The sequence below is a fragment of the Streptomyces sp. NPDC002835 genome (assembly GCF_053591995.1).
In genome coordinates, this window is record NZ_JBSFUW010000055.1 from 1 (window position 1) to 22,740 (window position 22,740).

18 protein-coding genes and 3 pseudogenes are annotated in these 22,740 nt (G+C 69.8%); 10 read left to right on the forward strand and 11 right to left on the reverse strand.

Annotated features, from left to right (window positions below):
- Positions 1–205: 205 nt before the first annotated feature.
- A complete protein-coding gene (locus ACWD01_RS34320; RefSeq protein ID WP_451167497.1) occupies positions 206–1,444 on the forward strand; it encodes an IS110 family transposase in 1,239 nt (412 codons plus the stop codon).
- Here the strand turns inward: ACWD01_RS34320 and ACWD01_RS34325 are convergent.
- Complete coding sequence (locus tag ACWD01_RS34325; RefSeq protein WP_451167499.1) at positions 1,431–1,784, reverse strand: hypothetical protein; 354 nt, start codon at positions 1,782–1,784, stop codon at positions 1,431–1,433. The genes ACWD01_RS34320 and ACWD01_RS34325 overlap by 14 nt on opposite strands.
- Before the next feature lie 57 nt (positions 1,785–1,841).
- Here ACWD01_RS34325 and ACWD01_RS34330 point away from each other — a divergent pair.
- Positions 1,842–2,066, forward strand: a pseudogene (locus tag ACWD01_RS34330) (IS110 family transposase); the annotation flags it as partial.
- 6 nt (positions 2,067–2,072) lie between these two features.
- Here the strand turns inward: ACWD01_RS34330 and ACWD01_RS34335 are convergent.
- The 3 genes from ACWD01_RS34335 to ACWD01_RS34345 all read right to left on the reverse strand — a co-directional run bounded on the left by ACWD01_RS34335 (position 2,073) and on the right by ACWD01_RS34345 (position 3,837).
- On the reverse strand, positions 2,073–2,531 hold the full coding sequence (locus tag ACWD01_RS34335; RefSeq protein WP_451167501.1) for a PH domain-containing protein: 459 nt from the start codon (positions 2,529–2,531) through the stop codon (positions 2,073–2,075).
- 110 nt (positions 2,532–2,641) lie between these two features.
- Positions 2,642–3,046, reverse strand: a complete 405-nt coding sequence (locus ACWD01_RS34340) for a DUF6896 domain-containing protein (protein WP_451167503.1) — start codon at positions 3,044–3,046, stop codon at positions 2,642–2,644.
- 338 nt (positions 3,047–3,384) lie between these two features.
- Entirely contained in the window at positions 3,385–3,837 is a 453-nt protein-coding gene (locus ACWD01_RS34345; RefSeq protein WP_451167505.1) for a hypothetical protein, read from the reverse strand.
- 116 nt (positions 3,838–3,953) lie between these two features.
- Here ACWD01_RS34345 and ACWD01_RS34350 point away from each other — a divergent pair, with 116 nt between their 5' ends.
- Positions 3,954–4,703, forward strand: a complete 750-nt coding sequence (locus ACWD01_RS34350; protein ID WP_451167507.1) for a transposase family protein — start codon at positions 3,954–3,956, stop codon at positions 4,701–4,703.
- 53 nt (positions 4,704–4,756) lie between these two features.
- Complete coding sequence (locus ACWD01_RS34355) at positions 4,757–4,966, forward strand: hypothetical protein (RefSeq protein WP_451167509.1); 210 nt, start codon at positions 4,757–4,759, stop codon at positions 4,964–4,966.
- 406 nt (positions 4,967–5,372) lie between these two features.
- On the opposite strand, the gene ACWD01_RS34360 is transcribed toward ACWD01_RS34355, so the two are convergent.
- Together ACWD01_RS34360 and ACWD01_RS34365 are read right to left on the reverse strand one after the other, a co-directional pair.
- On the reverse strand, positions 5,373–7,046 hold the full coding sequence (locus tag ACWD01_RS34360) for a hypothetical protein (RefSeq protein WP_451167510.1): 1,674 nt from the start codon (positions 7,044–7,046) through the stop codon (positions 5,373–5,375).
- A 603-nt stretch (positions 7,047–7,649) separates the two neighbouring features.
- Entirely contained in the window at positions 7,650–7,778 is a 129-nt protein-coding gene (locus ACWD01_RS34365; RefSeq protein ID WP_451167538.1) for a hypothetical protein, read from the reverse strand.
- Between ACWD01_RS34365 and ACWD01_RS34370 the strand changes: the two are divergent.
- Positions 7,764–7,990 (forward strand): annotated as a pseudogene (locus tag ACWD01_RS34370) (VOC family protein); the annotation flags it as partial. The gene ACWD01_RS34365 and the pseudogene ACWD01_RS34370 sit on opposite strands and share 15 nt — an antisense overlap.
- A 46-nt stretch (positions 7,991–8,036) precedes the next feature.
- Here ACWD01_RS34370 and ACWD01_RS34375 read toward each other — a convergent pair.
- Together ACWD01_RS34375 and ACWD01_RS34380 are read right to left on the reverse strand one after the other, a co-directional pair.
- Positions 8,037–8,237: a DUF5710 domain-containing protein gene (locus tag ACWD01_RS34375; RefSeq protein WP_451167511.1), complete on the reverse strand. Its 201-nt coding sequence runs from the start codon at positions 8,235–8,237 to the stop codon at positions 8,037–8,039.
- A gap of 13 nt (positions 8,238–8,250) precedes the next feature.
- Positions 8,251–8,623: pseudogene (locus tag ACWD01_RS34380) on the reverse strand (transposase); the annotation flags it as partial.
- A gap of 219 nt (positions 8,624–8,842) precedes the next feature.
- Between ACWD01_RS34380 and ACWD01_RS34385 the strand changes: the two are divergent.
- Entirely contained in the window at positions 8,843–9,667 is an 825-nt protein-coding gene (locus ACWD01_RS34385) for an SDR family oxidoreductase (RefSeq protein ID WP_451167513.1), read from the forward strand.
- 48 nt (positions 9,668–9,715) lie between these two features.
- On the opposite strand, the gene ACWD01_RS34390 is transcribed toward ACWD01_RS34385, so the two are convergent.
- Positions 9,716–10,984, reverse strand: coding sequence for an MFS transporter (locus ACWD01_RS34390; protein WP_451167515.1), 1,269 nt, complete (start codon positions 10,982–10,984; stop codon positions 9,716–9,718).
- A 227-nt stretch (positions 10,985–11,211) separates the two neighbouring features.
- Between ACWD01_RS34390 and ACWD01_RS34395 the strand changes: the two genes are divergently transcribed.
- The gene (locus ACWD01_RS34395) at positions 11,212–14,397 is read left to right on the forward strand and encodes an amino acid adenylation domain-containing protein (protein ID WP_451167517.1); all 3,186 of its coding nucleotides are present in this window, start codon (positions 11,212–11,214) and stop codon (positions 14,395–14,397) included.
- A gap of 49 nt (positions 14,398–14,446) precedes the next feature.
- Here the strand turns inward: ACWD01_RS34395 and ACWD01_RS34400 are convergent, their stop codons facing one another.
- Complete coding sequence (locus tag ACWD01_RS34400; RefSeq protein ID WP_451167518.1) at positions 14,447–15,298, reverse strand: alpha/beta fold hydrolase; 852 nt, start codon at positions 15,296–15,298, stop codon at positions 14,447–14,449.
- 157 nt (positions 15,299–15,455) lie between these two features.
- Complete coding sequence (locus ACWD01_RS34405) at positions 15,456–18,653, reverse strand: amino acid adenylation domain-containing protein (RefSeq protein ID WP_451167519.1); 3,198 nt, start codon at positions 18,651–18,653, stop codon at positions 15,456–15,458.
- Positions 18,654–19,013: 360 nt separating this feature from the next.
- Here ACWD01_RS34405 and ACWD01_RS34410 point away from each other — a divergent pair, with 360 nt between their 5' ends.
- The 3 genes from ACWD01_RS34410 to ACWD01_RS34420 are packed head-to-tail and all read left to right on the forward strand — an operon-like array spanning position 19,014 to position 22,686.
- Positions 19,014–20,807, forward strand: coding sequence for a condensation domain-containing protein (locus tag ACWD01_RS34410; protein WP_451167521.1), 1,794 nt, complete (start codon positions 19,014–19,016; stop codon positions 20,805–20,807).
- Positions 20,804–21,664 carry a thioesterase II family protein gene (locus ACWD01_RS34415; protein ID WP_451167522.1) on the forward strand — a complete coding sequence of 287 codons (861 nt, stop codon included), beginning with the start codon at positions 20,804–20,806 and terminating at the stop codon, positions 21,662–21,664. The genes ACWD01_RS34410 and ACWD01_RS34415 overlap by 4 nt, the downstream gene beginning before the upstream one ends.
- Entirely contained in the window at positions 21,661–22,686 is a 1,026-nt protein-coding gene (locus tag ACWD01_RS34420; RefSeq protein ID WP_451167523.1) for a TauD/TfdA family dioxygenase, read from the forward strand. The genes ACWD01_RS34415 and ACWD01_RS34420 overlap by 4 nt, the downstream gene beginning before the upstream one ends.
- The last annotated feature ends 54 nt before the right edge of the window (positions 22,687–22,740 follow it).

Below are 22,740 nucleotides of genomic sequence, written 5' to 3' on the forward strand. Positions count from 1 at the left end.
GGACTCCACCATGCCCAAGCAGCAAAAACGCCTCACCCACCTGACAATTAACGATCAACAACGTCTCATCAACCCAACCGAAACGGCGAGGCTAGTGAGGCGGCGGCCCGGCCCTGGCGGCCGAGGCCTGGAATTAGGTCGCTGCGTGGCCCGCATGCGCTCGTGACCAGCGCAAGCACATCCGTACCCCTGGGGAGGGAACATCTTGATCTACTGCGGTATTGACTGGGCGGAGAAGACGCACGACGTCGCCCTTGTCGACGACAGCGGCCAGCTCCTGGCCAAGCGGCACATCACCGACGATGCGGCCGGCTACAAGGTCCTGCTGGACCTGCTCGCCGAGTACGGAGACACCGAAGAGAACCCGATCCCCGTCGCGGTCGAGACCAGCCGCGGCCTGCTCGTCGCCGTGCTGCGGACCGGGAAGCGGCCGGTGTTCGCCATCAACCCGATGGCCGCCGCCCGATACCGCGACCGGCACGCCGTCTCCCGGAAGAAGTCCGACCCCGGCGACGCCCTCGTCCTGGCGAACATCCTCCGCACCGACATGCACGCCCATCGGCCCCTGCCCGACGACAGCGACCTGGCCCGCGCCATCGCGGTCCTGGCCCGGGCTCAACAGGACGCCGTCTGGAATCGACAGCAGCTCGCCAACCAGCTCCGCTCCCTGCTGCGCGAGTACTACCCCGCCGCGTTAGCGGCTTGCGCCAAGTGGGACAACGGTCTGTGCCGCCCGGAGGCCCGCGAGCTCCTCAAGCTGGTCCCCACGCCAACCAGGGCCGCACGCCTGACGCGCCCGCAGATCACCGCCGCACTCAAACGAGCCGGCCGTAAGCGCTCCATCGAGGCCGAAGCCGAGCGGCTCCGCGAGGCCTTCCGCCAGGACTGGGCCCACCAGCCGCCCCTGGTCGAGGACGCGCTGGGCAGGCAAATGCTCGCTCTCCTGGGCCAGCTCACGGCCGCCTGCACCGCCGCGGACGAACTCGCCCAGGCGGTGGAGGAAGTCTTCCCGCAGCATCCTGACGCGGAGATCATCCTCAGCTTTCCCGGCCTCGGCACCCAGCTCGGTGCCCGTGTGCTGGCCGAGATCGGAGACGATCGCACCCGGTTCGCCGACGCCCGTGGCCTGAAGGCCTACGCCGGCGCCTCACCCATTACTCGGGCCTCGGGGAAGAAGTCGAGCATCACCCGGCGCTGGGTGAAGAACGACCGTCTCAACCATGCGGGATATCTCTGGGCTTTCGCGTCCCTGACGGCCTCCGTGGGAGCCAAAGCCCACTACCGGCGCCGACGCGACAAGCACTCCGACTGGCACGCCGCCGCCCAGCGGAACCTCTTCAACCGCATGATTGGCCAGCTCTACCACTGCCTCCAGAAGCGCGAACTCTTCGACGAACAGTCCGCGTTTCCCACCACGCCTGACCTCGCGGTCACCGCGGCTTGACCGGCAGCAGCTCTCTCATGCCTTCCGGCAACTCCGGGTCCTCGCGCCAGGCTGTGGTGATCGAGATGAGGGCCTCCCACGACGCCTCGGCGATGGGCCCAGGGCGACCCGTCGCAAGCTCGACATACAGCCGACCGCACAGGTGGGACGTGACTTCGTACAGGGCCCCGTTGACCGCCGCCACGCGTGCCAGGGCGGACCCAGGGGCGTGGGGCGGCTCTCCGTTGAGCCGGATCGCGGGGACCGCGGCAGCGTATGTCCGTCCATGGATGAAGTCCCGCAGCGCGACCACCTGGTCCCACGTCGGCAAAGAGCGCTGGACAGAGGCCGATTCAGTCATGCGGCAAGGCTATCCGCGAGGTCGTCGTTGTTCGAGGCCCCGACCCCAGCGGCTTGACGGCATAGCAACGTGAGGTGTCTCTGGGCTTTCGCCGCCATCACTCGCTCGCCGGGGGCCAAGGTGCACTACCGGCGGCGGCGCGACTGCGGGGACTGGCACTCTGCGGCTCAGAGGAACCTCTTCAACCGCATGATCGGACAGCTCTACCACTGCCTCCAACACGGGACCCACTTCGACGAAGCCGTCGCGTTCCCCACAGCCATCGCAGCTCACGCGGCATGAGTGCCGTCAGCCGCCGATCGCGCGCGACCAACGCTCTTGGATGACGGACAACTTCCGCTCGAACTCGGCATCCCACATCCGATTGGTGAAGGCCCCGGGAATCGTGAGCGAACGCCCACGGCCCCGTACGGCCCGCAGGTCCCACCAGGACCCACTCCGCGTGAGGTGCTGTCGCTTCTCGATTCGGGTGATCTCGCTCCAGGGAACCGAGCGCCGGCTCACGAAGGTGCGGAATTCCATTCCATCCGCAGTCAGGCGCGTCCGACCGTATCCACGGTTGATCATGTAGAAAACCGAGGTCAACCACACAACACCGAAGCCACCAACCCACCACCATCGGTCTGATGTCGACTCGGCCAGGCCGACCGCTACCGCCCCACCGGCAAAGACCAGCGTCAGGAAACCGGTCCACCACCAGTTTCTCCTCTGCTCGGCCTCGCTGAGACCGATCCACACATCGGGCATGTCCATGATGCTACCGACACACACTCGAACAACGAGCCCACCAACTTGACGAGTTAAACGCCTGAGGTGTCTCATATGCCTGCGCCGCCTGCGTACCTCATCCTGAGCGATCAGTTGGCGACGCTGAACCACCCCGGTCGCACCTCGTCCAGAAGCGGTTGCAGGGACCGCACCGCGGACCGCAGGTCCTGATCCGTGACGTCAAGAGGCTCCGGCAGGCTCAGCCCGTACCAGCGCAGCCGCCAGAAGTCGAAGACTTCGCTCCCGTCGGCTGCGAAGTCCACATCGACCTCAGTGCCGTCGTCGCTGACGAAGCGGCACCCTGCCCCATGAACCGTGTAGGAGTAGGTGCCGACGTGTCCACTCCGGCTGATGATCCGGCGCGAACGGACCAGGCCGAGGACATCTCCCAGTCGCTCCAGCGAGGGGATCGCCACCCTCATGGCCTCGTCAATTGCGTTCAGAGCATGGACGTAACCGAGCACGAGCTCCCGTGCAGCCCCAACCCGTTCCATACGGCGTCATCCCCCTGAGCCCGTGGCTGGAGGGATTGTTCCATGGGCTGCCAGCGTCTCCGCAGGACGGCATTCTGAAACGATCAGTAAGCCCAGGCCCGGGGCCCTCAGCTCCTGCCCTGGCCGGTGTCCTTCCCGGGCTCCACGGACGGAGCTGTCTCCCTGACCATCAGCACCCGGGTGGGCGCCAACCCGGCCCCCGGCGCCTTCACCCTCGGAGGTGTGCCGTGCGCGACGGGCTGACCGCCCCGCCCCCCGGCGGCCCCTGAACACGAAAAAGGCCGGGGCCCCGGTTCTTCCGAACCGGGGCCCCGGCCTTCCGTGGGGAAGGGGACCGCTCAGGCCGCTAGAGGCGCCTTCCGCACCGCGCCGCGGAGCCCCAGGACACAGGCGACGCCGGCGGTGAGGGCGAACAGCACCATCACCGCGTTGACCAGCACGTCCGGTCCGACGTCCTGCGCCAGCGCGTTGGACGTCGCCGCCCAGACGCCGAGCACCTGCGTGACGGCCACGAGGCCAAATCCAGCGGCACGCGCCCACGAGGGGCCCTTGTCCGCGAAGGAGGCGAGCCCGAGCGCGGCCGCTCCCCAGAGCAGCAGCAGGACCGTCAGCCCTTCGGCGGCGAGGAAGAGGACGCCGCCGAGGCCGCCGTACCCCCCCCCCCCCGCGTCCGTGTGGTCGATCTCAGAGGTGTCCACCACGAACACCGCAAGGACCAACTCCATGAGGAGCAGGTAGCAGGCCTCCAGAACGAGGATCAGGGCACCGGCCCGCCTGACGAAAAGGGTCACTGAGCTTCTTCGAGATGGCCACCGGTCGGGTGACTGCCTGCGGGCCGCAACGAGCGAGACCCCCGAGCTGTTGATCGAGATGTCTGACGTCTCAATCACGCTGCTCGGGGGCCTCCTTGGTCATCTATCCTGCCGCACTCGACCTGCCACATGCGCTCGTGGAGTGGGTCACCATGCTCATCGTCACCCGTGAGGGCGACCGCCGCTGCAAGCTCCGCCCGTCCCAGCGCGCGATGGTGGCACTGGTGTACCTGCGCGAACACACCACCCTTGCCAAGATCGCCGCCGGGTTCGGGATCAGCGAGTCCACCGCCCACGCCTACACCAGTGCGGTCATCCACCTGCTCGCCCAACGCGCGCCGGGGCTGCTGAAAGTCCTGCGCGAGGCCGACCCCGACTTCGTCCTGCTGGACGGCACCCTCGCCGAATGCGACCGGGTCGGCGACTCACGCGCGGACTACTCCCACAAGCACCGCCGGCACGGCGTGAACGTGCAGCTGGTCACCGATCCGCACGGCCACCTGCTGTGGCTCTCACCCGCACTGCCGGGCCGATCTCACGATCTGACCGCCGCCCGCACCCACCGGATCATCCGTATCTGCGAGCGCCAAGGCGTCCCCATCCTGGCCGATCTCGCCTACCAGGGCGGCGGCCCCTGGCTGACGACGGGCATCAAACGCAGGCCCCGGCAGGAACTCACCCCCACCGAGAAGACCGTCAACCGAGCCCTGGCCGCCGCACGGGCACCGGTCGAACGCGGCGTCGCCCGCTTGAAGTCCTGGCGGATCTTCCGCAGATCCCGATGCAGTCCGAACCGCATGACGTCAATCGCCAAGGCCATCCTCACCCTGGAGCGGCAACGCTGAAGAAGCTCAGTCTGCGCAACAAGTACGGCAACATCGACCCCGTACAGAGCGAGATGCCCGTCCTGGCCCGCGTCTATATGCCCGACGGCACCTCGCGCCTGGCACGCACCACCGTGCACTCCGACACTCCGGCCACCGTGGTCTGGCCCGGAGACTTCCCGGGAGCCGTCGCTCACTACCCACCAGGCACATACACCGTGGTCTGGTCCGTCGGCGACGGCTCACAGCGCTACATCACGTGCGCCGGGTTCGCCGCGCAATAGCCACCTGCTTCCCAGCAGCAGCCGCGTCCTGATGACCACTGGCACCGCCGCCTACCCACCACAACCTCGCTGATCACAGCCGCTCGGGCTTACCCGTCGCGCCGGGTCGGCCCGAGGACGAGGGTAGCCACCGGGAACAGCAGCTCCTTCAGCCGGAGCACAACTGGACAGGGCCACACAGGCCGGCGTGTTGGCGCCTCAGACCCACGCGCCACCGAACTCCTCGAACACGCAGGCGTCACCGTCATCGAACTACCCGAATACGCCGCCGCCGCGAAAGCACCCAACCGGCATCTGCTGTAGCAGGCCCATACGCGATCCTCTGGTCTTCAGCCGCTGGAGCCGGCCCCCGAACACGGCCTACAGCTTCCGGTGAGCCAGCACGACATGCCCTCGCGGGAGGGTGCTACACGAGTCCTACAAGGTTCGCGAACCACCGCCCCAACACGTCGGATCCGATGACCCAGGGAAGTGCCAGTCCAATGGGCGTGGCGAGCAGGCTGAGAACGACACTCGCGCCGGCATGATTGCTGCGGACTTTTCCCTCCTCCCCGACGAACGGCACAGCCAGCCTCACGGTGCTCATGAGGACAAGAACCAGGGCGAGCAGGGTCAAAGCACCGTAGCCGACGAGCTTCCATCCGCCGGGGCCCGGGGCCGCCTGAAGGCCGGCGGTGTAGCCGGTCGTGAGGGCGGTGACGGTACAGGGTCCGGCGACGGCCATAACCCAGTGCCGTGCACGGACCCCCGGCCGGCTTGGCCTCCTGAGGATGTCGGGCAGCAAGCGACGATGACGCGGCAGGTCAGCGAGATCGAGAGAGTCCCCGGAGGGGAAGTTCTCGATGACGCGGGTGTATGCCTGGTGAAAGGCCACTACCTCTCGGTCTGTGGCGCCCATGACTCGCACCAGGGACTCCAGGTGCGGCCACGTTTCGGGCAGCGCGTCGCCGTCGATCCAGCGCATGACGGCCATAAGGAGCAAGTCATCCTTCAGGCTTCCGGGGAAGGCCACCTGCGTCAGGTTCTTGATCGACCCCTGTCCCGCCCGTTGCAGCAGTCGTGAGAGGACAGTGGACAAAGCCGCTGGGGTGGTGACCGTTTTCAGGCCGATCATCAGCTCTGTCGACTGGCCCGGTCGGTCGTACGGTGGCTCGGCGGCTTTCTGAGTCCCGGAGGCGTTTCTGCTGGTGTGGGGTTTTTCGGGGTTGTCCAGCGGTGCTTTGGGGACATCTTGGCTGCCGGGATCCATGGAGCCGTCCACCACGCGCCCTTGAAGAATCCGGCTGGGTGACTGTGTCTCATGGCCCACGGGCTGCCGGCCCCCTAGACCGATCTGCTCGCCCAGGTCGTTCAGCTCGTCGTCCTGGGCGTCCAGCTGCCTCTGTTTGGCCTCGAGGAATTCGTGAATCTGGTGGAGTGGCGGCAGGTTCAGCTCCTGGATGATGGATGGCCCAGGCTGAGGCGGCAGGGCGCTGTCCGGAGCAAGGTCCTGATCGAGCCGCCGGAGGGCCATTCGCTCGAGGGTCACCTGCTTTTCCGCAGCCAGCCGCAGCTGGTACGCCTTCTCCTCGGCGCGGCGGGCATGATCCAGCTTCTCGTCGGCCTGGCGCCGGTACTCGCGTGACATCTGGAGCTCATGCTGGAGCTCTGTCTGGGCATCTTCTCGGGCGCGGTCGCGCTCGCTCTCGAGCAAGGTGCAGCGCTCTTGTAAGAAGGAGACCGTGTCCTCGAGCTCTGCGCGCCTCCGTTCGGAGGCGGCCAGTTTCTGCATGGCCTCGATCTGCCTCAGTCGGGCGTCATCGAGCCGCAGGAACGCTGCCACGACGGGGTCTGCCCGCCTGGGTTCGGGCATCGATACATGAAGGTCCCGGCCAACTTCTAGAGCTTGAGCGGCCTGCTGAGCAGCCTCCAGCAGGCGTAATCCGTCGGTCAGGTGCCGTGCTCGCATGACCGGCTCAGGCACGTACTTGGTCACAACCTGTTTGATCAGTTCCGGCGTCGGAAGCCGACTACCGTCACGGAACCCACTCCAAGAGGACTTGCCGTAGGGAAAGTCCTTCTCCAGGGTCCGGACCGTCACCGCTGTCGTGATCCTACGCAGCCAGCGAGCAAACGCGTTGGCCGCTTCCGTACGCCCCTTCAAAGTTCCCAGTGGCCGTCCCATCTCTCCCCCGAATTACTCTCGTTGTCCAGGAACAAACCGCAGGTTGTCCCTGATGTTTCAGCGGCCACCTGCGACAACACCAGTCCTCAGCGGCGAACAACGACCTCATGAAGGAACGTGAGTCTCCGACAGATCAGCCGATCACGAGAGGTTCACCGTGTCTACTCCCAACTCGCCACAGCAGCATGGCCGTTCATGGCCCTACGCCGTCACCGCCGTGATCGTCCTGGCCATACAACAAGAATGGCCTGCCCAACAAGTTGTCAGCCTAGCCGTGAGCCTCCTCGTCCTCATGGCGCTAATTAGCTCCGCTGGACGAGGCAATGAGTAGGAACGGCAGCGGCCGCCCGAAGGTCATCGACAACGACATGCTCACCTTCGCCATCGCGCTGAAGAACAAGGGCGTCCGCGCCCCGACATCGCCAAGCTCACCATCAAGACCGGGAAGTCGCCGTCCGTCGCCTCGCTCTATCAAGCGCTCGCGGAGCCGAGGCCGAGGCCGCCGCGGTGGACGAGGTTCTACCGCTTCGGCCCAAGCCCGTACGCATCCGCCGCGCGGGAGAGCCGCTCACCACCCAGGAGATCGAGCTGCGCGAACGGCTCGAGGCCCAGCCCCACCCGAACGCCGAGCTCCTTGAACTCGTCCACGACGCCGGCGTTGAACCGCAGCTACCGAGGAGGACCTTCTCGTGGTCTACCTCGACGAGCAGGTACCGCAAACGCTGATCTCACGCCTGGAAGCCCACGGCGGCAAGCGCGTGCAGGCCCGTAACCCGTATTGGGACACCTGGGGTACCAGCATCGAAGATCCGGACGGTTACCGGTTGGTCCTCAGCACCCGCAGCTGGACCAACTCCTGACCCTCAGAAGCTGGAAATCGTACAGCCCCTCTGCCTGGGGGCGAGGTTAAAAGACAAGCTCACCCTGTGTGCGGTCCTCACCAGGCAGCAGGTCCGGCACGTCGGGGACCGCGGCCCACGGCTCAAGGGCGGTCATGCCCTTGCGGGGTGCGTTCCAGCGCTTGGCGGCCGGTTCCCACTGGGCGCCGGCCGCCTTCGCTTGGTCCTTCTCCCCGTACGGAACATCCAGCCAGATCCGGTCGACCACCGATCTCCCCTCCCTCGGTGAGGTTCTCGACCTGGCGGGTGGAGACGCCGAGCAGGTAGGCGGTGGCGGCCACCGAGATGGGCCTGTTTGGTCGGCAGCGCCGCTCCAGTAGACAGTGCGGGAAGTAACTCCTCGTCCTGAGCTTGGGGGATGGCCAACTCGACGGTACCGACGCGGATGCCCCACTCGCGTGGGCGGTAGCCGTTGCGCAGGTTGAGGCGTTCGTCGCTGACCTGCCCGTATTCGGCGTTGCACAGGGTGTCGGCCTCGGTAGACATGAGGGCGTCGGCAAACGTCTTGACCATCGCGCGCAGCAGATCGGGACTCGCCGCGCCGAGGTTGTCTTCAGTGAGAGCGTCCGGTGGCGCACCGTCAGGTGCGGTTATCGTGCCGATCCCCTTCGAGGCTTCGACATCTCGAAGATCAGCCGGTGACCGTTCAACTATGCGGGCACCATCCCGACGCCGAAGCAAACCCCCGGATCAGGTCGAACCCGTACACCACTTCCCAGGGCACAACCCGTGCCCGCACGGGCGGTGCGGAGGTGATCATGCGTCATAGAATTCGGCCATACGTTCGCGACCTACATCCAGAGGGGTTCACCCATGCGGCTGGCAGGCAAGACGGCACTGATCACGGGGGCTGCGCGCGGCATAGGCCGTGCCACGGCCACCGCCTTCGCGAAGGAGGGCGCGGACCTGGTGCTGCTCGACATCTGCGCCGACGACCCGGGCTGTCCGTATCCGCTCGGTACCGCCAGCCAGTTGAAGGCCACCGCGGAGAAGTGCCGTGCGGCCGGTGCCTCGGTCGTCGAGCAGGCCGGTGACGTACGGGTCGCCGAGGATCTGCGGGCCGCCGCGGACAGCGCCCTCGACCGTTTCGGCGCTATCGACGTGCTGGTGAACAACGCCGGGATCGCGGCGCCTTCGGGCCGGCCGGTGCACGAGATCGAGGAGGACGAGTGGGGTCTGATGCTGGACATTGACCTCAATGGCGCCTGGCGGGCCATGCGGGCGGTGCTGCCAGCGATGGTCGCGCAGCAGTCAGGCAGCGTCATCAACGTCTCCTCGACCGCGGGCATGGTCGGCTACCGCTACTTCGGGGCGTACGTGGCCGCCAAGCACGGGCTGATCGGCCTCACCCGGGCGGCGGCGCTCGACTACGCGCCGCACGGCATCCGCGTCAACGCGCTATGCCCCGGTTCGGTGCGAGACGAACCGGCCCTGGAGGGACGGATGCTGGTCGAGATCGCCCGCTGCCTCGATCTGCCCACCGCCGACCACGAGCGGACGTTCGCCGAGTCCCAGCCGATGAACCGCCTCGTGGAGGCCACCGACATCGCGTCCACGGCGGTATGGCTGGCCAGTGACGAGTCTCGTCAGGTGACCGGCGCAGTGGTACCGGTGGACGGCGGCTTCACGGTGCGCTGAGGGGTCGGCGTGACCCCTCAGGGTGCCCTGAGGGGTCACGCCAGGACCTCACGCCGGGTCCGTCGCGCCCGCCGCGATCGGTTCCTGCTCCGGCTCGGGGGCCGGTGTCGCGATGGTAGCCGTGCGCAGGGGGCGAGAGCCCAGGGCGGCGCAGCCGGTCAGGGCGATGGCGGCGCCGCAGGCCAGGAGGGCCGTGTTGGGGCTGGTGAGCTGGGAGAGGTTGCCGAGGACGTTGTTCATGGCCAGCAGGGCCACGCTCTGTACCAGGGTGAGCAGGGCCTGCATGCGGGCGAGGTGCGAGTGCGGGGCGCTCATCAGCACCAGCGGGCCGATGTGGGAGGCGAAGAGCCCCGACCCGACGCCTACCAGGACGGCCGCGAGGACCGCGACGCCGGGGGCCAGGGCGAGCAGGCCCAGGCCCCCGGCCGCGACAAGCACGCCCACACCGGCGGCCAGTCCGGGCTGGCTGAAGGCACCGCGGACGATCACCAGCAGGATCACGCCGAGCAGCCCCAGGCTCTGCGCGCCGAAGATCACGCCGGTCCACCCGGCGCTCCAATGCTCCTGGCGGGCCAGCAGCGGCAGCAGCAGCGGGATCACCGGCAGCAGGAAGCCCGCGACGCCGCCGGTGACCAGGAGCGCGGCCCGCAGGACGGGGTCCCTCATGCCGGTGCCGACGCCGTCCATCGCGTCGCGCAGGAAGCTGCCGCTGCTCTGGGCGGGTGGGATGTCAAAGGCGGGGCGTACGGCGATCACGACGATCAGGATGACGGTGAAGGTCGCCGCGCTCAGCAGGGCCGTCCCGGTCAGGCCAGCGGCGGCGACCAGCGCGCCGCCCAGCGGTCCGGCGACGAAGGTCACCAGCTGGGCCCCGCCCTGCCGCATCGCCAGTGCGCGCGGCAGCGGTTCCTTACCAACCAGCCGCAGCGGCATGGAGCCGGAGGCGGGCAAATAGAAGGCGTCCTTCACACCGACCAGGATGCCGGTGGCCACGAGCAGCCAGATGACGGGGCCGGTCTGATGGGAGACCGCGGCGAGCAGGAGCATGCCGGCCAGCATGACCGCGTCCCCGGCGATCATCACCCGACGGGCGCCGAACCGGTCGCCGACAGTGCCGCCGACGATCAGCAGCAGCACCCGAGGCAGGTTGATCGCGGTGAGTACCAAACCCGCCACGGTGCCGCCGTGCGCGGCCGCCGCCCAGCCAAGGGCGAAGTACAGGACCGCGTCGCCCAGGATGGAGGCGAGTGCTCCTGACAGCCAGAGGTAATAGGTGCGCGGCATCGGGCTTCTGGCCCGGTCTCGTCGTCCGATCATGCGGGGACCCTACAGTCGCCGGACGCCGCAGGTGCTGCGGTACCCTCCCGATCCGGCCACAGGTGCTCCGACGCCTCCAACTATGGAGTGGCGCAGGTCACTTGCCGGGAGGCTTGCCGCCGTCCACCCGACGTTGATCAACTGTAAGGCGCCGTCGACGGCACCGCAGGTGGCGACGGCGTGGCCACCCCAAGGCTCCTGTCGCAACAGCCCCTTCGGAGGGCACTGTGTCGCTTGACTCTCCTGACGACGACATCACCGCTTGGCTCCGCTCCCGCCCGCGCCACGCGTCCATGCCGCGGGCCGACCGGTCCCGTCCGCTGATCGCGTCGACCGCCCAGCGTCGGCTGTGGTTCGACCATCAGCTGCGCTCCCAGGCCGACCCGGACGGCGGCACCGTCTACCACTCGACGCTGGCGCTACGCCTGCGCGAGGAAGTCGACGTGACGGCCCTGCGGTCGGCCGTGGAGTCCCTGGTCGCCCGGCACGAGTCGCTGCGCACCCGCTTCGCCCTGGCCTCCGTCGGCGCGCTCCATCAACTGGTGGACGCCGCTGCGCCGTTGAAGCTGCATATCAAGGACTGCGGCGGGGACGACGAGGTGCGCCGGGCGCGGATGGCGGAGTTCTTCGCCGCGGGCTTCGATCTGGAGCGCGGCCCGCTGCTGCGGGTGGGGCTGTTCTCGCTGACGGACCGGGACCACATCCTCTTCCTGGTGATCCATCACATCGCCACCGACGGCTGGTCGATGGACCTGCTGCACCAGGAACTCGGCGAGTTCTATCGCGCCGACGTCGAAGGGTGTGGGGCCGATTTGCCGGAACTCGCCCACCAGTACGCGGATTTCGCCGCCTGGGAGCAGTCAGAGTTCGAGCGCGGGGTGTTCGCCGACGACCTCGCCTTCTGGCGGGAGCAGCTCGCCGGGGCGCCTCAGGTGCTGGCGTTCCCCACCGATCTGCCCCGGCCCCCGGAGCGTACGTTCACCGCAGGATGCCAACGTTTCCAGGTTCCGGCTGCCACCGTGGCCGCGCTCGAACGGACCGCGAGGGACTGCGGGGCCTCGGTGTTCCAGACGCTGCTGGCCGCCTTCCAGGTGCTACTGGCCCGCTGGACCGGGCAGCCGGATCCGGTCGTGGGCTCGGTCGCGGCCAACCGCCGCTCCGCGGAGACCGAGCCGATCGTCGGCTTCTTCGTCAACCTGCTGCCGCTGCGCAGCCGGGTGGACGAGTCCGAGTCGTTCGCCCGGCTGGTCGCCCGCACCCGGGACACCGTCCTCGACGCGTATGACCATCAGGGGGTGTCCTTCGACCGGCTGGTCGAGGCCGTGGCACCGACCCGCACTCCCGGGCACAACCCGCTCGTGCAGGCGGTGTTCACCCTGGCGGAGTCCGTCCCCGGGTCCGGTTCCGGGTGGGGTGAGCGGCTGGAGTTCCGGGAGACCGCCAGGACCCAGTTCGACCTGACCTTCGCCGCGGGCCCAGGCGACGGGGGCGCGCTGGCCGTCGACGCGCACTTCGCGGCGGACCTGTTCACTCCTCGTACGATCGAACGGCTGGCAGGCCGATTCGTGGCCCTGCTGGAGGAGTTGACGCGCTCCCCCGAGCAGAGGCTCTCGCTGGTGGCGGCGGTCACCGCCGAGGAAGCCGTGGAACTCGATGCGTTCGCCAGCGGGGCGCCCGCCGGTGAGCCGCCGACGGTCCTGGGCCTCTTCGAGCGCCAGATGCGGGAGCGTCCCGACGCACCGGCGGTGGTCGACGGCGACACCCGGCTGACATACGCCCAGTTGGGCGCGGAGGTGGAGCGGGTCGCCGGGCTGATCGGCTCCCGTCTCACCTCTCCGGGTACCGCGGTCGGGGTGTGCCTGCCGCGCTCGGCCTCGCAGGTCGCGGCGCTGCTCGGCGTGCTGCGCGCGGGGGCGATCTATCTGCCGCTCGACCCGGCCTACCCCGCCGAGCGCCTCGACCATCTGCTGCACGACTCGGGCTGTCCGCTGGTGCTCACCGACGACACCACCCGGTCGCGGCCGGAGTGGCCCGCGCACGTCGAACTTCTCGATGTGTCGGCCTCGTCGCCCGCTCAACCGGCCGCCACGATACGGCCGTTGCAGCCCGCGTACCTGATCTACACTTCCGGCTCCACCGGCCTGCCCAAGGGCGTCCTGGTGACGCACGAGGGCATCGGCAACTTCGTCTCCTGGTACGTCGACCACTACGCGCTCACTCCGGACGACCGCCTGTCGCAGCTGGCCAGCCCCAGCTTCGACGCGGGCCTGCTGGACACCCTCCCGGCGCTGGCCGCGGGGGCGAGCCTGACCGTGCTGCCGGACGAGGACCGGCTCGACCCGGGCAGGCTCTGGTCGCGGCTGGCGGAGGAGGGCGTCACGGTGGCCTTCCTCACCACTCCCCTCTTCGCCGCGGCGGCGGCCTCGGGCCTGCCGTCCGAAGGTCTCGCCCTGCGCTCGGTGCAGATCGGCGGGGACAGCCTGGCCGGCGTCCCGCCGGAGCTGCCCTTCGCCCTCGACAACCTCTACGGGCCCACCGAGGCCACCATCGCGGCCAGTTGCGGCCGGCTGGAGCCGGGCGGGGCCGTCCACATCGGCGGTCCGCTGCGCGGGATGCGGGTGCGGGTCTTGGACGCCTGGCTGCGTCCCGTCCCGGTGGGCAGTCCGGGCGAGGTGTTCCTGGCCGGGCCCGGTGTCGCCCTCGGCTATCTGGGGCGCCCCGGTCTCACCGCGGGCCAGTTCGTGCCCGACCCGTGGGCCGGGGACGGCAGCCGTATGTACCGCACGGGCGACCGGGCGCGGTGGCGCACCGACGGGTGCCTGGAGTACCTGGGCCGCACCGACACGCAGGTGAAAGTGCGCGGGCATCGGATCGAACCCGGTGAGATCGAGGCCGTGCTCGCGGCACGCCCCGGCGTGGCCGAGGCCGCGGTCGCGCTGCGCACCCCGCCTGGCGGCGAGGCGCAGCTGTGCGCGTACCTCTGCCTGCGGGCCGGGGCGGACGTGGACACCGTACGAAAGGACACTGAGCGGGCGCTGCCCAGATGGATGCACCCCGCGACCTACACCGTGCTGCCGGAGCTGCCGCTGACCGCGAACGGCAAGGTCGACCGGGCCGCTCTGCCCGCTCCGGAGTTCCGTGCCACCGCCGCGTACCGGGCGCCGTCCGGTCCGGTCGAGGAGCTGGTCGCCGAGGTATGGCAGGACGTGCTCGATCTGGACCGGGTCGGCGCGGACGACGACTTCTTCCGGATCGGCGGGCACTCGCTGCTCGCGACCCGGGTGCTGTCCCGGCTGACCGACCTCAGCGGCTGCCGGCTGCCACTGCGGACAGTGTTCGACCATCCGGTACTCGCCGACCTCGCGCACGAGCTGGAGGAGGCGGTCGTGGCGGCCGCAGCCGGGCAGCTGTGAGGCCGGGTGCGGGCTGTTGTCGTCGCGCACAGCCCGCACCACCCTCGGCTCAGACCAGGCGGGCCAGGAACCCGCCCAGTGGCGCGCCAAGCGCCTTTGGGTCGTCCAGCCACATGTAGTGACCCGCGCCGGGCTGGACGTACGACTGCCCGTGCGGGAAGAGCGCGGCAAGCCGCTGCCCGGTCGCCGGAGTGGGGAACGGGTCCAGTTCGCCCGTCACCACAAGCACCGATGTCGCCAACGCGGCAGCGTCCGCCCGGACCTCGGCCGGGTCGAGGGTGACGTCGGCGTAGAAGCCGGTCGCGGCCAGCGCCGACAGCTCAGCCGTCTCCGCGCGGGCGTGGTCACGGGCGGCCTCGTCCCAGCGGCCGTAGAAGAAGGGGGCCGCCTGCTCCCGGTGGGGCAGGCTGTCGGCGATGGTGGGCGCGCCCAGCCAGCCCTTGATCCCGGCCCGCGCGCTCTCGTACCAGTCCTGGTCGGCCCGCCGGGCCAGCGCCTCCTCGAAGTCGTCGACCCCGATCCCCACGGCCCGCGTGCTCGGCGCGAGCAGCACCAGCCGCGCGACGCGCTCCGGCCTGCGCAGCGCGTACAGCAGCGCGGTGTTCCCGGCCGAGGAGTGGGCCAGCAGGTCCATCCGCTCCAGCCCCAGATGCGCACGCAGCGCCTCGATGTCGTCGACGAGCCGTTCCATCCGGTACGACTCCGGGTCGGCCGGCTCCTCGGAGGCGCCGGTGCCCCGGTTGTCGAGCACGACCAGGGACCTCCCGCCCACGGCACCGGCCAGCCCGGCCAGATACGCGCCGGCGCGGCCCGGGCCGCCGGGCACACAGACGAGGGGAGGCCCGTCGCCGAGCACCTGATAAGCGAGTCCGGTCCCGTCGGACGCTGCGAAAGTGGGCATGCTTCCTGCCTTTGCTCCGAGGACAACTTGTCTGGGTATAGGGCATGTTCGGGGCGTGCGACAGCTTGTGCCGGGACACGCCGACGGTGAACGGCGCGATCACGCCGACAGACCCCGGGCGGCGGCGTGCTGCCGGCCGGGGCCTGTCGGCGTGCGATCACGCCTCGGCTGTGGTCTCCCGTTCGGCCGCGAGCCGGTCCAGCTCGGCGGCCAGCGCACCCACGGTGGGATGGGCGAACAGCAGCCGCATCGGCAGCCGCAGCCCGGTCTCCTTGCGCAGCATCGACACCACCTGGGTGGCGACCAGGGAGTGGCCGCCAAGTTCGAAGAAGTTGTCCTCGACGCTGTCCACCGGCTTCTTCAACACGGTGCTCCAGGCTTTGGCAACGAGCTGCCCGGAGGGCGTCGAGGGTGCCTCGCCCGCACGGTCCCGGTCGGCGTTCTCCTCGCAGAGGACAACGAGGGCCGCCTCGTCGACCTTGCCGGTCGCCGTGAGCGGAAGCCGGTCCACGCGGACGACGTAGGAGGGCACCATGAAGTCCGGCAGTGCCGCCTCCAGCGCGGCGCGCACCTCGGTTTCCAGCTTCTCCCCCGCGGTGTCCTCGGGGACGACGGCCAGGCCGAGCGCGGGCGCGACCGGGCCCGGCACGGTGAAGACCGCCGCGCTGCGGACGCCTGCGACCGCGCTCGCCGCGCGCTCGATGCCGGCGGGCTCCACCCGGAAACCACGCACCTTGATCTGCTGGTCGGCCCGGCCGACAAACTCCAGCATCCCGTCGGGCCGCAGCCGCACCCGGTCACCGGTGCGGTACATGCGGCCGCCGTCGCCGAGCGGGTCGGGCAGGAAGCGGGAGGCGGTCTGGCCGGGCAGGTTGCGGTAGCCGCGGGCGACGCCCTCGCCGGCGATGAACAGCTCGCCCGGCGTGCCGGCCGGGACAGGCCGCAGGTAGCGGTCGAGCACGCGGACGCGGTAGTTGGGCAGGGGGCGGCCGATGGTCACCGGGTCGTCCCCGGCCTCGGAGTCGGCCCAGGTGGCGCAGATGGTCGTCTCGGTGGGGCCGTACGCGTTGACGAACCGGCGTCCCCTCGACCAGCGTTCGACGAGCGCGGGCGCGGACGCCTCGCCCGCGACGACCACGGTCCTCGGTCCAGCTTCCGGTGCGGGCGTCGGGTGCGCGGCGAGCAGTGAGGGCGTCGCCGTCACCAGGTCCACGGATCCGTCGAGGACGGCGTCCATGCCATCGAGCGGGTCGGCGAGCACAACCCCGCGGCCGTGTGCCAGCGGCAGGACGGTGGACCAGATCCAGCCATCGAAGGCCGGTGCGAGCACATTGCCGCCGAGTCCGCCCTGCGGCGGGGCGAGCGGGGCGACCGCGCCAATCAGGTTGGCGACGTTGCGGTAGCTGACGCCGACGCCCTTGGGCTCGCCGGTGGTGCCCGAGGTGTAGACGAGGTAGGCGAGCGCGTCGGGCAGGCTGCGCTCCGGGCGCACCTCGGGGACCTCGGTCGCCGTCAGGGCGGCCGGGTCGACCACCGGCACACCGTAGGCGGCCTGCGCGAGCGGCGCGGCGGCGTCCGCGACGAGGACCGTCACCCCGGCGTCCCTCACGGTTCCGGCCAGCCGGTCGACGGGGTGGGCCGGGTCGAGCGGCACGAAGGCCGCCCCGGTCTTCCACACCGCGAGCAGCGCCGCGACCAGGTCGTGCGAGCGGCCCAAGTGGACGCCCACGGCGCGCTCGGGTCCGGCCCCGCGCTGGCGCAGGGCTGCGGCCAGGGCGTTGGCGCGCGCGTCCAGTCCGGCGAAGTCCAACGCGCCGTCGGGTGCGCGTACGGCGACCCGGTGCGGGTCCTGCCGGGCGACATCGGCGACCAGATCGGTGACGTTCAGGCCGGTGTCGAAGCCGACGGCGGGGCCGTCGAGCGCCGCGTCGACCAGGTCCCCGGAGGAAAGGCGCAGCAGGGAAATGTCCGGCTCGGCGACCAGGGCGCGCACGGTCGCGCGGTACTCGGCGGCGAGCCGCTCGGCGGTCGGGGCGTCGAACAGGTCGGCGTCGTAGACCACTTCGCCGTGCAGTCCCTCACCTTCTGGAGCCAGGGCGAGCACGAGGTCGTAGCGGCTGGAGCGGCCGGCCACCGGGTGGTCGGCCAGTTCGAGGCCGGGCAGCGGGCGGGCCCGGCCCGCTGCGGCGGCGTTCAGCGAGAACGCCACCTGCACCAGCGGGTTGGCGGCCATCGACCGCTCGGGGGCGATCAGCTGCACTAGGTGGTCGAACGGCACGCCCTGGTGCTCCATGGCGGACAGCACGGTCTCCCGTACCTGGCGCAGCAGGGCGACGAACGGCGCTTGCGGGTCGACCTGGATGCGCAGCGGGACGGTGTTGGCGAAGAAGCCGATGAGCGGTTCGAGCTCGGACAGGCTGCGGCCGGCGACAGGGCTGCCGATGACCAGGTCGCGGCTGCCGGAACGGCGGGCGAGCAGGACGGCGTAGGCAGCCAGCAGGGCCATGAAGGGGGTGGCCTTCTCCCGGGCGCACAGCTCCTCGACGGTCCGGGCCGTCGCGGCGTCCACGTCGAGCGGGGTCCAGCCCGCCCGGTGACTGCTGTGGGCGGGGCGCGGCCGGTCGGTGGGCAGGTCCAAGACAGTGGGCGCGCCGTCCAGGACGCGCAGCCAGAAGTCGATGCCCGGCTGGAGCCCTCCGTCGTCCAGCCGGGTGCGCTGCCACTCGGCGAAGTCGGCGTACTGCACGGCCAGTTCGGGCAGGTTCGGTTCCTCACCCGACGTCAGGGCCGTGTACCCGTAGGTGAGTTCATCGAGGAGGGTGGCTGCCGACCAGTTGTCGACGACCAGGTGGGGTGCCACCAACAGCAGGACGTGCTCGTCGGCCGCGACACAGAACAGCCGGGCCCGCAGCAGCCTGCCCTCGGTCCAATCGAACGGCTCGTAGGTGGCGGTCTCGACCGGCCCGGCGAGCGTCTGCGCGGAGACCTCGACGACCGAACGGTCGAACGTGTACGGGTCGCGCAGCTCCTGCAGGAGTTCGGCGCCTTCCTCCCGGAAGGCCGTACGCAGGGCCTCGTGCCGGCGCACGACCAGGTCCAGTGCCCCAAACAGCGCGTCGGTGTCGAGTGCGCCGGTCAGCCGCCAGGCGAAGGGGATGTTGCGGTCCCCGGAGATGTCCTCGGCGTGGTCCTGGAACCAGAGTCGGCGCTGGCCGGAGGACGCACGCAGCGGCGCCGAGCGGTCGGCGCGCGGGACGGCGGGCGCATCCGAAGATCCGCGCCGGCCGGCCAGCCAGCGCTGCAGCAGTTGGGCCCGGTCGTCCGGGTTGGCAGCCGGTTGCTGGGACGAGCTCATGGGGATCCCACTTCTCCTCGTGTGGCTGAAGCCGGTCGGCGACCCCGGCCCTTGCGCCCGCTCGGGGCCGACCCGGCTTCCGGGAATGTCAGGGAAAGGGTTCGCAGCGCAGCACACAGGACGACGGTCGGTGCTCACCGGTGCGACGGAATGGATGCCTGACGTCCGAAAAGTATGCGGTGCGGGTCGATACTCACGGCAACATATGCTTCAAAAACCGCGAGAGTCAAGACTGGATCTTGTTAGGATTTCATCCTCATACTTGGCTTCAACACGCAACCAGTGCGGGTGCATTGACTGCCCGTCAATTCACCTTCGAGCGTTTTCGCACCGCTATCCCGGGGGAAAGGGCGCTTCTACATGGCTGACCAACAGCCTGATCCGACCGTCGACATACTCCAGGCGTGGCTTGACCGTGCCGGGGAGGCTTCGGCCTGTACGGTGCCCCGCGCCGACCGCGAGCGGCCACTGCCGGCCTCGCACGCTCAGCAGGGCATGTGGCTCGCCCAGCAGGTCGCCGGGGACGACGACCGTTCGCTGACCGCCCCGCACGCCTACCGGCTGACCGGCCCGGTGGACGTAGACGCGCTGACCACGGCGCTGGGCGCCGTCCTCGCCCGGCACGAGGCACTGCGGACCGGATTCGCCATCAGGCGGGGCGAGTTGTACCAGGTCGTCGCCGATCCGGCGCCCTTCCGGCTCGTTCCCGAGGATGTCGCCGGGCCGGCGGAACTGGACGCGGTGCTGCGGGAGTTCACCCGGCTGCCGTTCGACCTCGAACGTGACCCGCTGTTGCGGGCCCGGCTGTTCCGGCTCGGCGCCCAGGAGCATGTGCTGGTCGCGGTGTTCCATCACATCGCCAACGACGGCTGGTCGATGGATGTCTTCCATCGGGAACTGGCCGCGCTCTACGACGCCGCGACCGAGCTGCCCTCGGTCACCGACGCCAAAGTTCTGGCGGACGTCGCGGAATTGGCCGAAATGGCTGTGCAGTATCCGGATTTCGCCGTATGGCAACGATCCCTCGCGGACGATGAAGCCTCGAATGAGGAAGCCTTGACGCATTGGCGTGAGGTGCTGGCCGGGGCGCCGGATCTGCTTGCGCTGCCGACCGACCGGCCGCGTCCGGCCGTACGCTCCAGCTCTGGCGACCGCATAGGTTTCGCCGTCCCGCCGACCGTTTCGGCTGCCGTGGCGGACGTGGCAACGGCCCGGGGGACGACGCCCTTCGCCGTGCAGTTCGCGGCGTTCCAGACGCTGCTCGCCGCCTGGTCGGGGCAGTGGGACCTGGTCACCGGTATTACCACGGCCAACCGCGCCCTGCCGGAGACCGAGGAGCTGATCGGGTTCTTCGTCAACGTGCTGCCCATCCGGAGCGTCCTCTCTCCCGAGGAGAGCCTCGCCGACGTCCTGGTCCGCACCGGGCGGAGCCTCATCGACGCCTACAAGCGGGACGAGCTGCCCTTCGAGCTGCTGCTGGAGCGGCTGGAACTGCCGCGCGCAGCGGGCCACAACCCACTGGTCCAGGTCACGGTCGCCTCCCACCAGGAACTCACCGTGCCGCTTTCCCTGTCCGGCCTCACCGTCGAGCACCTGCCGCCGCGCGGGCTTGACGTACAGGAGGACCTGACCTTCTACCTGACCTCCGGCGCCCACGGCGTACGCGGCGACTTCGCGTTCCGCACCGACCTGTTCGACCGGTCGACGATGGAGGAGCTGGGCCGGGCCTATCTGCGGCTTCTCGAGAAGGCAGTCGCGCGACCGGAACTGACGCTCCATCGGCTGGCCGAGGATGCGGCCGTCCCGGCCGGGCGCGCGGCAGTCGAGGCTTCCACCGACGCCCCCGAAGCCGCAGGCACCGCGCCCCGGGGCGTGCTCGAGGAACTAGTCGCCACCGTGTGGAGCGAGCTGCTCGGCTGCAACTCCCCGACCCGTGAGGCCAACTTCTTCCAGGTAGGCGGCACTTCGCTCGCCGCGTCCCGGGTCGCCAACCGGCTCTCGGACGAGCTCGGCGTGCGGATCCCGGTGAGGGATGTGTTCCGCCACAGTGAGCTCGCCGCGCTGGCGGCACATCTGACGAAGCTGATCCGAAAGGCGGCCAGATCCCAGACCGCCGCGACCGGATCCGGCTCGGATAGGGAAGGCCTGGCGTGATCGAGCTCCCGAACCTGATAACCAACAGGCATCCCGAGATGCCCCGGGGCACGGGGAACTGCGCGACCAACCACACTCAACCCGCACTCACCCCCACACCCCAGCCCCGCGACTGGCTATGGGGCGTCACCCCCCGAGCCAAGGCCGCCGAAGCCAACCTCGTGCTCCTCCCACACTCCGGCGGCTCCGCCCAGGCATACGGCGACTGGGCCCAGTGGTTCCCCAGCAGCATCCGCGTGGTCGCCGCCCAGTACCCCGGCCGGGGCGCCCGTTACGGGCAGGAACCGGCCACCGAGATCGCGGCGCTGGCCGATCCACTGGCCGAGGTGCTGGCCGGTCTGGACACGCCCGTGCATGTCTTCGGACACAGCCTCGGCGCCCTGCTCGGCTTCGAGGTGTGCTGGCGGCTGCAGCAGGCCGGATGCCCCGCGGCCGCGTTCTATCCCTCAGCCGCCGCGGCGGCGCACGCCCACCGCTCGGCAGCGGTGCCCCCGGCCCGGCTCACGGACGACGAACTGCTGGCGCTGCTGAAGGAGCGCGGCGGCATGCCGGAGGACATCCTGGCGGAGCCCGATCTGATCGACCTCGTCCTCGACGCCTGCCGTTCGGACATGGCCGTCACCGACAGCTACTCCTACGGCGACGAAGACCGCCGCTTGGACTGCCCCATCGTTGCGTTCGGCGGCGACAGCGACTCGGCCGTCCCCGTCGACCGGCTTCGGCGATGGCGCGAACTCGGCACTGGGCGCTGCGAGATCCACGTCCTGTCCGGCGGCCACTTCTATCTCCACGACCACATGGCCATCCTCACCGCGGTGGTGCGCCGCCACCTGCAGGAGCGGAGTCCCCTCATATGAACCCCGTCACGCTTCCCCCCACCGAGCTGCCCCTCCTCCTGGAGCCCGGCAAGCCACCGATCCTTCCCACTCCCGAGCTCCCGGACCTCGTCGGGGCCCGTGCCTGGCTGTCGGAGCACCGGGCTGCGATCCGCACCGAACTGCTGCGCCACGGGCACCTGTTGATCCGCGGGCTGCCCATCGCCCGGCTGGAGGAGTTCGCCGAACTACGCGACATCCTCGTAGAGCGGCGGGCCGCCTACAAAGAGAAGGCCACCCCGCGCAGCGCGTACGGCGACGACGTGTACTCCTCCACGGACCTGCCGCCGGCGCAGCCCATCCACCTGCATAACGAGAACAGCTACACCCTGGAGTTCCCGGGTATGCTGATCTTCTGCTGCCTGGAGGCTCCCGAGAAGGGCGGCGCCACCACGGTCGCCGATGTCCGCGAGGTGCTGGCTGCACTGCCTGCCGACCTCGTGGAGCGGTTCCGCAAGGCGGGCTGGCTGCTTACCCGCAACTACCACAGCCATGTGGGGCTACCCTGGCCGACCGCGTTCGCCACCGACCGCCGCGAGGCGGTGGAGGAGTACTGCGCACGTAACCTCATCGGCTTCGAGTGGACCGGCGAGTCCGGGCTACGCACCGTCCAGCGCCGCTCCGCGCTGGTCCGCCATCCGGTAACCTGCGAGGAGGTCTGGTTCAACCACGCCGCGTTCTGGAGCCGCTGGTCGCTGGACGAGGAGGTCCTCGACGTGCTGGCCATGACCTACGGCGAGGACGGCCTGCCCTTCGACACCGCCCTCGGGGACGGCACCGAGCTGACCGCCGAGGACGTGGCCACGCTCAACGCGGCCTACGACACGGCCACCCGGCGCGAGAGCTGGCAGCCCGGTGACCTGATGCTCGTCGACAACGTCCTGTCCGCGCACGGACGCGACGCCTACCAGGGCAGCCGGAAGATCCTGGTCGCCATGGGCGAGCCGGTGACCCTCCAGGAGTGCGCACCGACCGTGCGGCCGACTCCCAGGCCCCTCGCCTGAACGTTCCGTCACACACTCGAACGTTCTTCTCCCCAGACTTGGAGCATCCACCAG

What these genes read in the sequence shown, in the direction of transcription:
- ACWD01_RS34405 (WP_451167519.1), bottom strand. Translation starts at nt 18,653, where the DNA reads ATGAGCTCGTCCCAGCAACCGGCTGCCAACCCGGACGACCGGGCCCAA.
- ACWD01_RS34325 (WP_451167499.1), bottom strand. Translation starts at nt 1,784, where the DNA reads ATGACTGAATCGGCCTCTGTCCAGCGCTCTTTGCCGACGTGGGACCAG.
- ACWD01_RS34335 (WP_451167501.1), bottom strand. Translation starts at nt 2,531, where the DNA reads ATGCCCGATGTGTGGATCGGTCTCAGCGAGGCCGAGCAGAGGAGAAAC.
- ACWD01_RS34385 (WP_451167513.1), top strand. Translation starts at nt 8,843, where the DNA reads ATGCGGCTGGCAGGCAAGACGGCACTGATCACGGGGGCTGCGCGCGGC.
- ACWD01_RS34410 (WP_451167521.1), top strand. Translation starts at nt 19,014, where the DNA reads ATGGCTGACCAACAGCCTGATCCGACCGTCGACATACTCCAGGCGTGG.
- ACWD01_RS34400 (WP_451167518.1), bottom strand. Translation starts at nt 15,298, where the DNA reads ATGCCCACTTTCGCAGCGTCCGACGGGACCGGACTCGCTTATCAGGTG.
- ACWD01_RS34420 (WP_451167523.1), top strand. Translation starts at nt 21,661, where the DNA reads ATGAACCCCGTCACGCTTCCCCCCACCGAGCTGCCCCTCCTCCTGGAG.
- ACWD01_RS34355 (WP_451167509.1), top strand. Translation starts at nt 4,757, where the DNA reads ATGCCCGTCCTGGCCCGCGTCTATATGCCCGACGGCACCTCGCGCCTG.
- ACWD01_RS34340 (WP_451167503.1), bottom strand. Translation starts at nt 3,046, where the DNA reads ATGGAACGGGTTGGGGCTGCACGGGAGCTCGTGCTCGGTTACGTCCAT.
- ACWD01_RS34390 (WP_451167515.1), bottom strand. Translation starts at nt 10,984, where the DNA reads ATGATCGGACGACGAGACCGGGCCAGAAGCCCGATGCCGCGCACCTAT.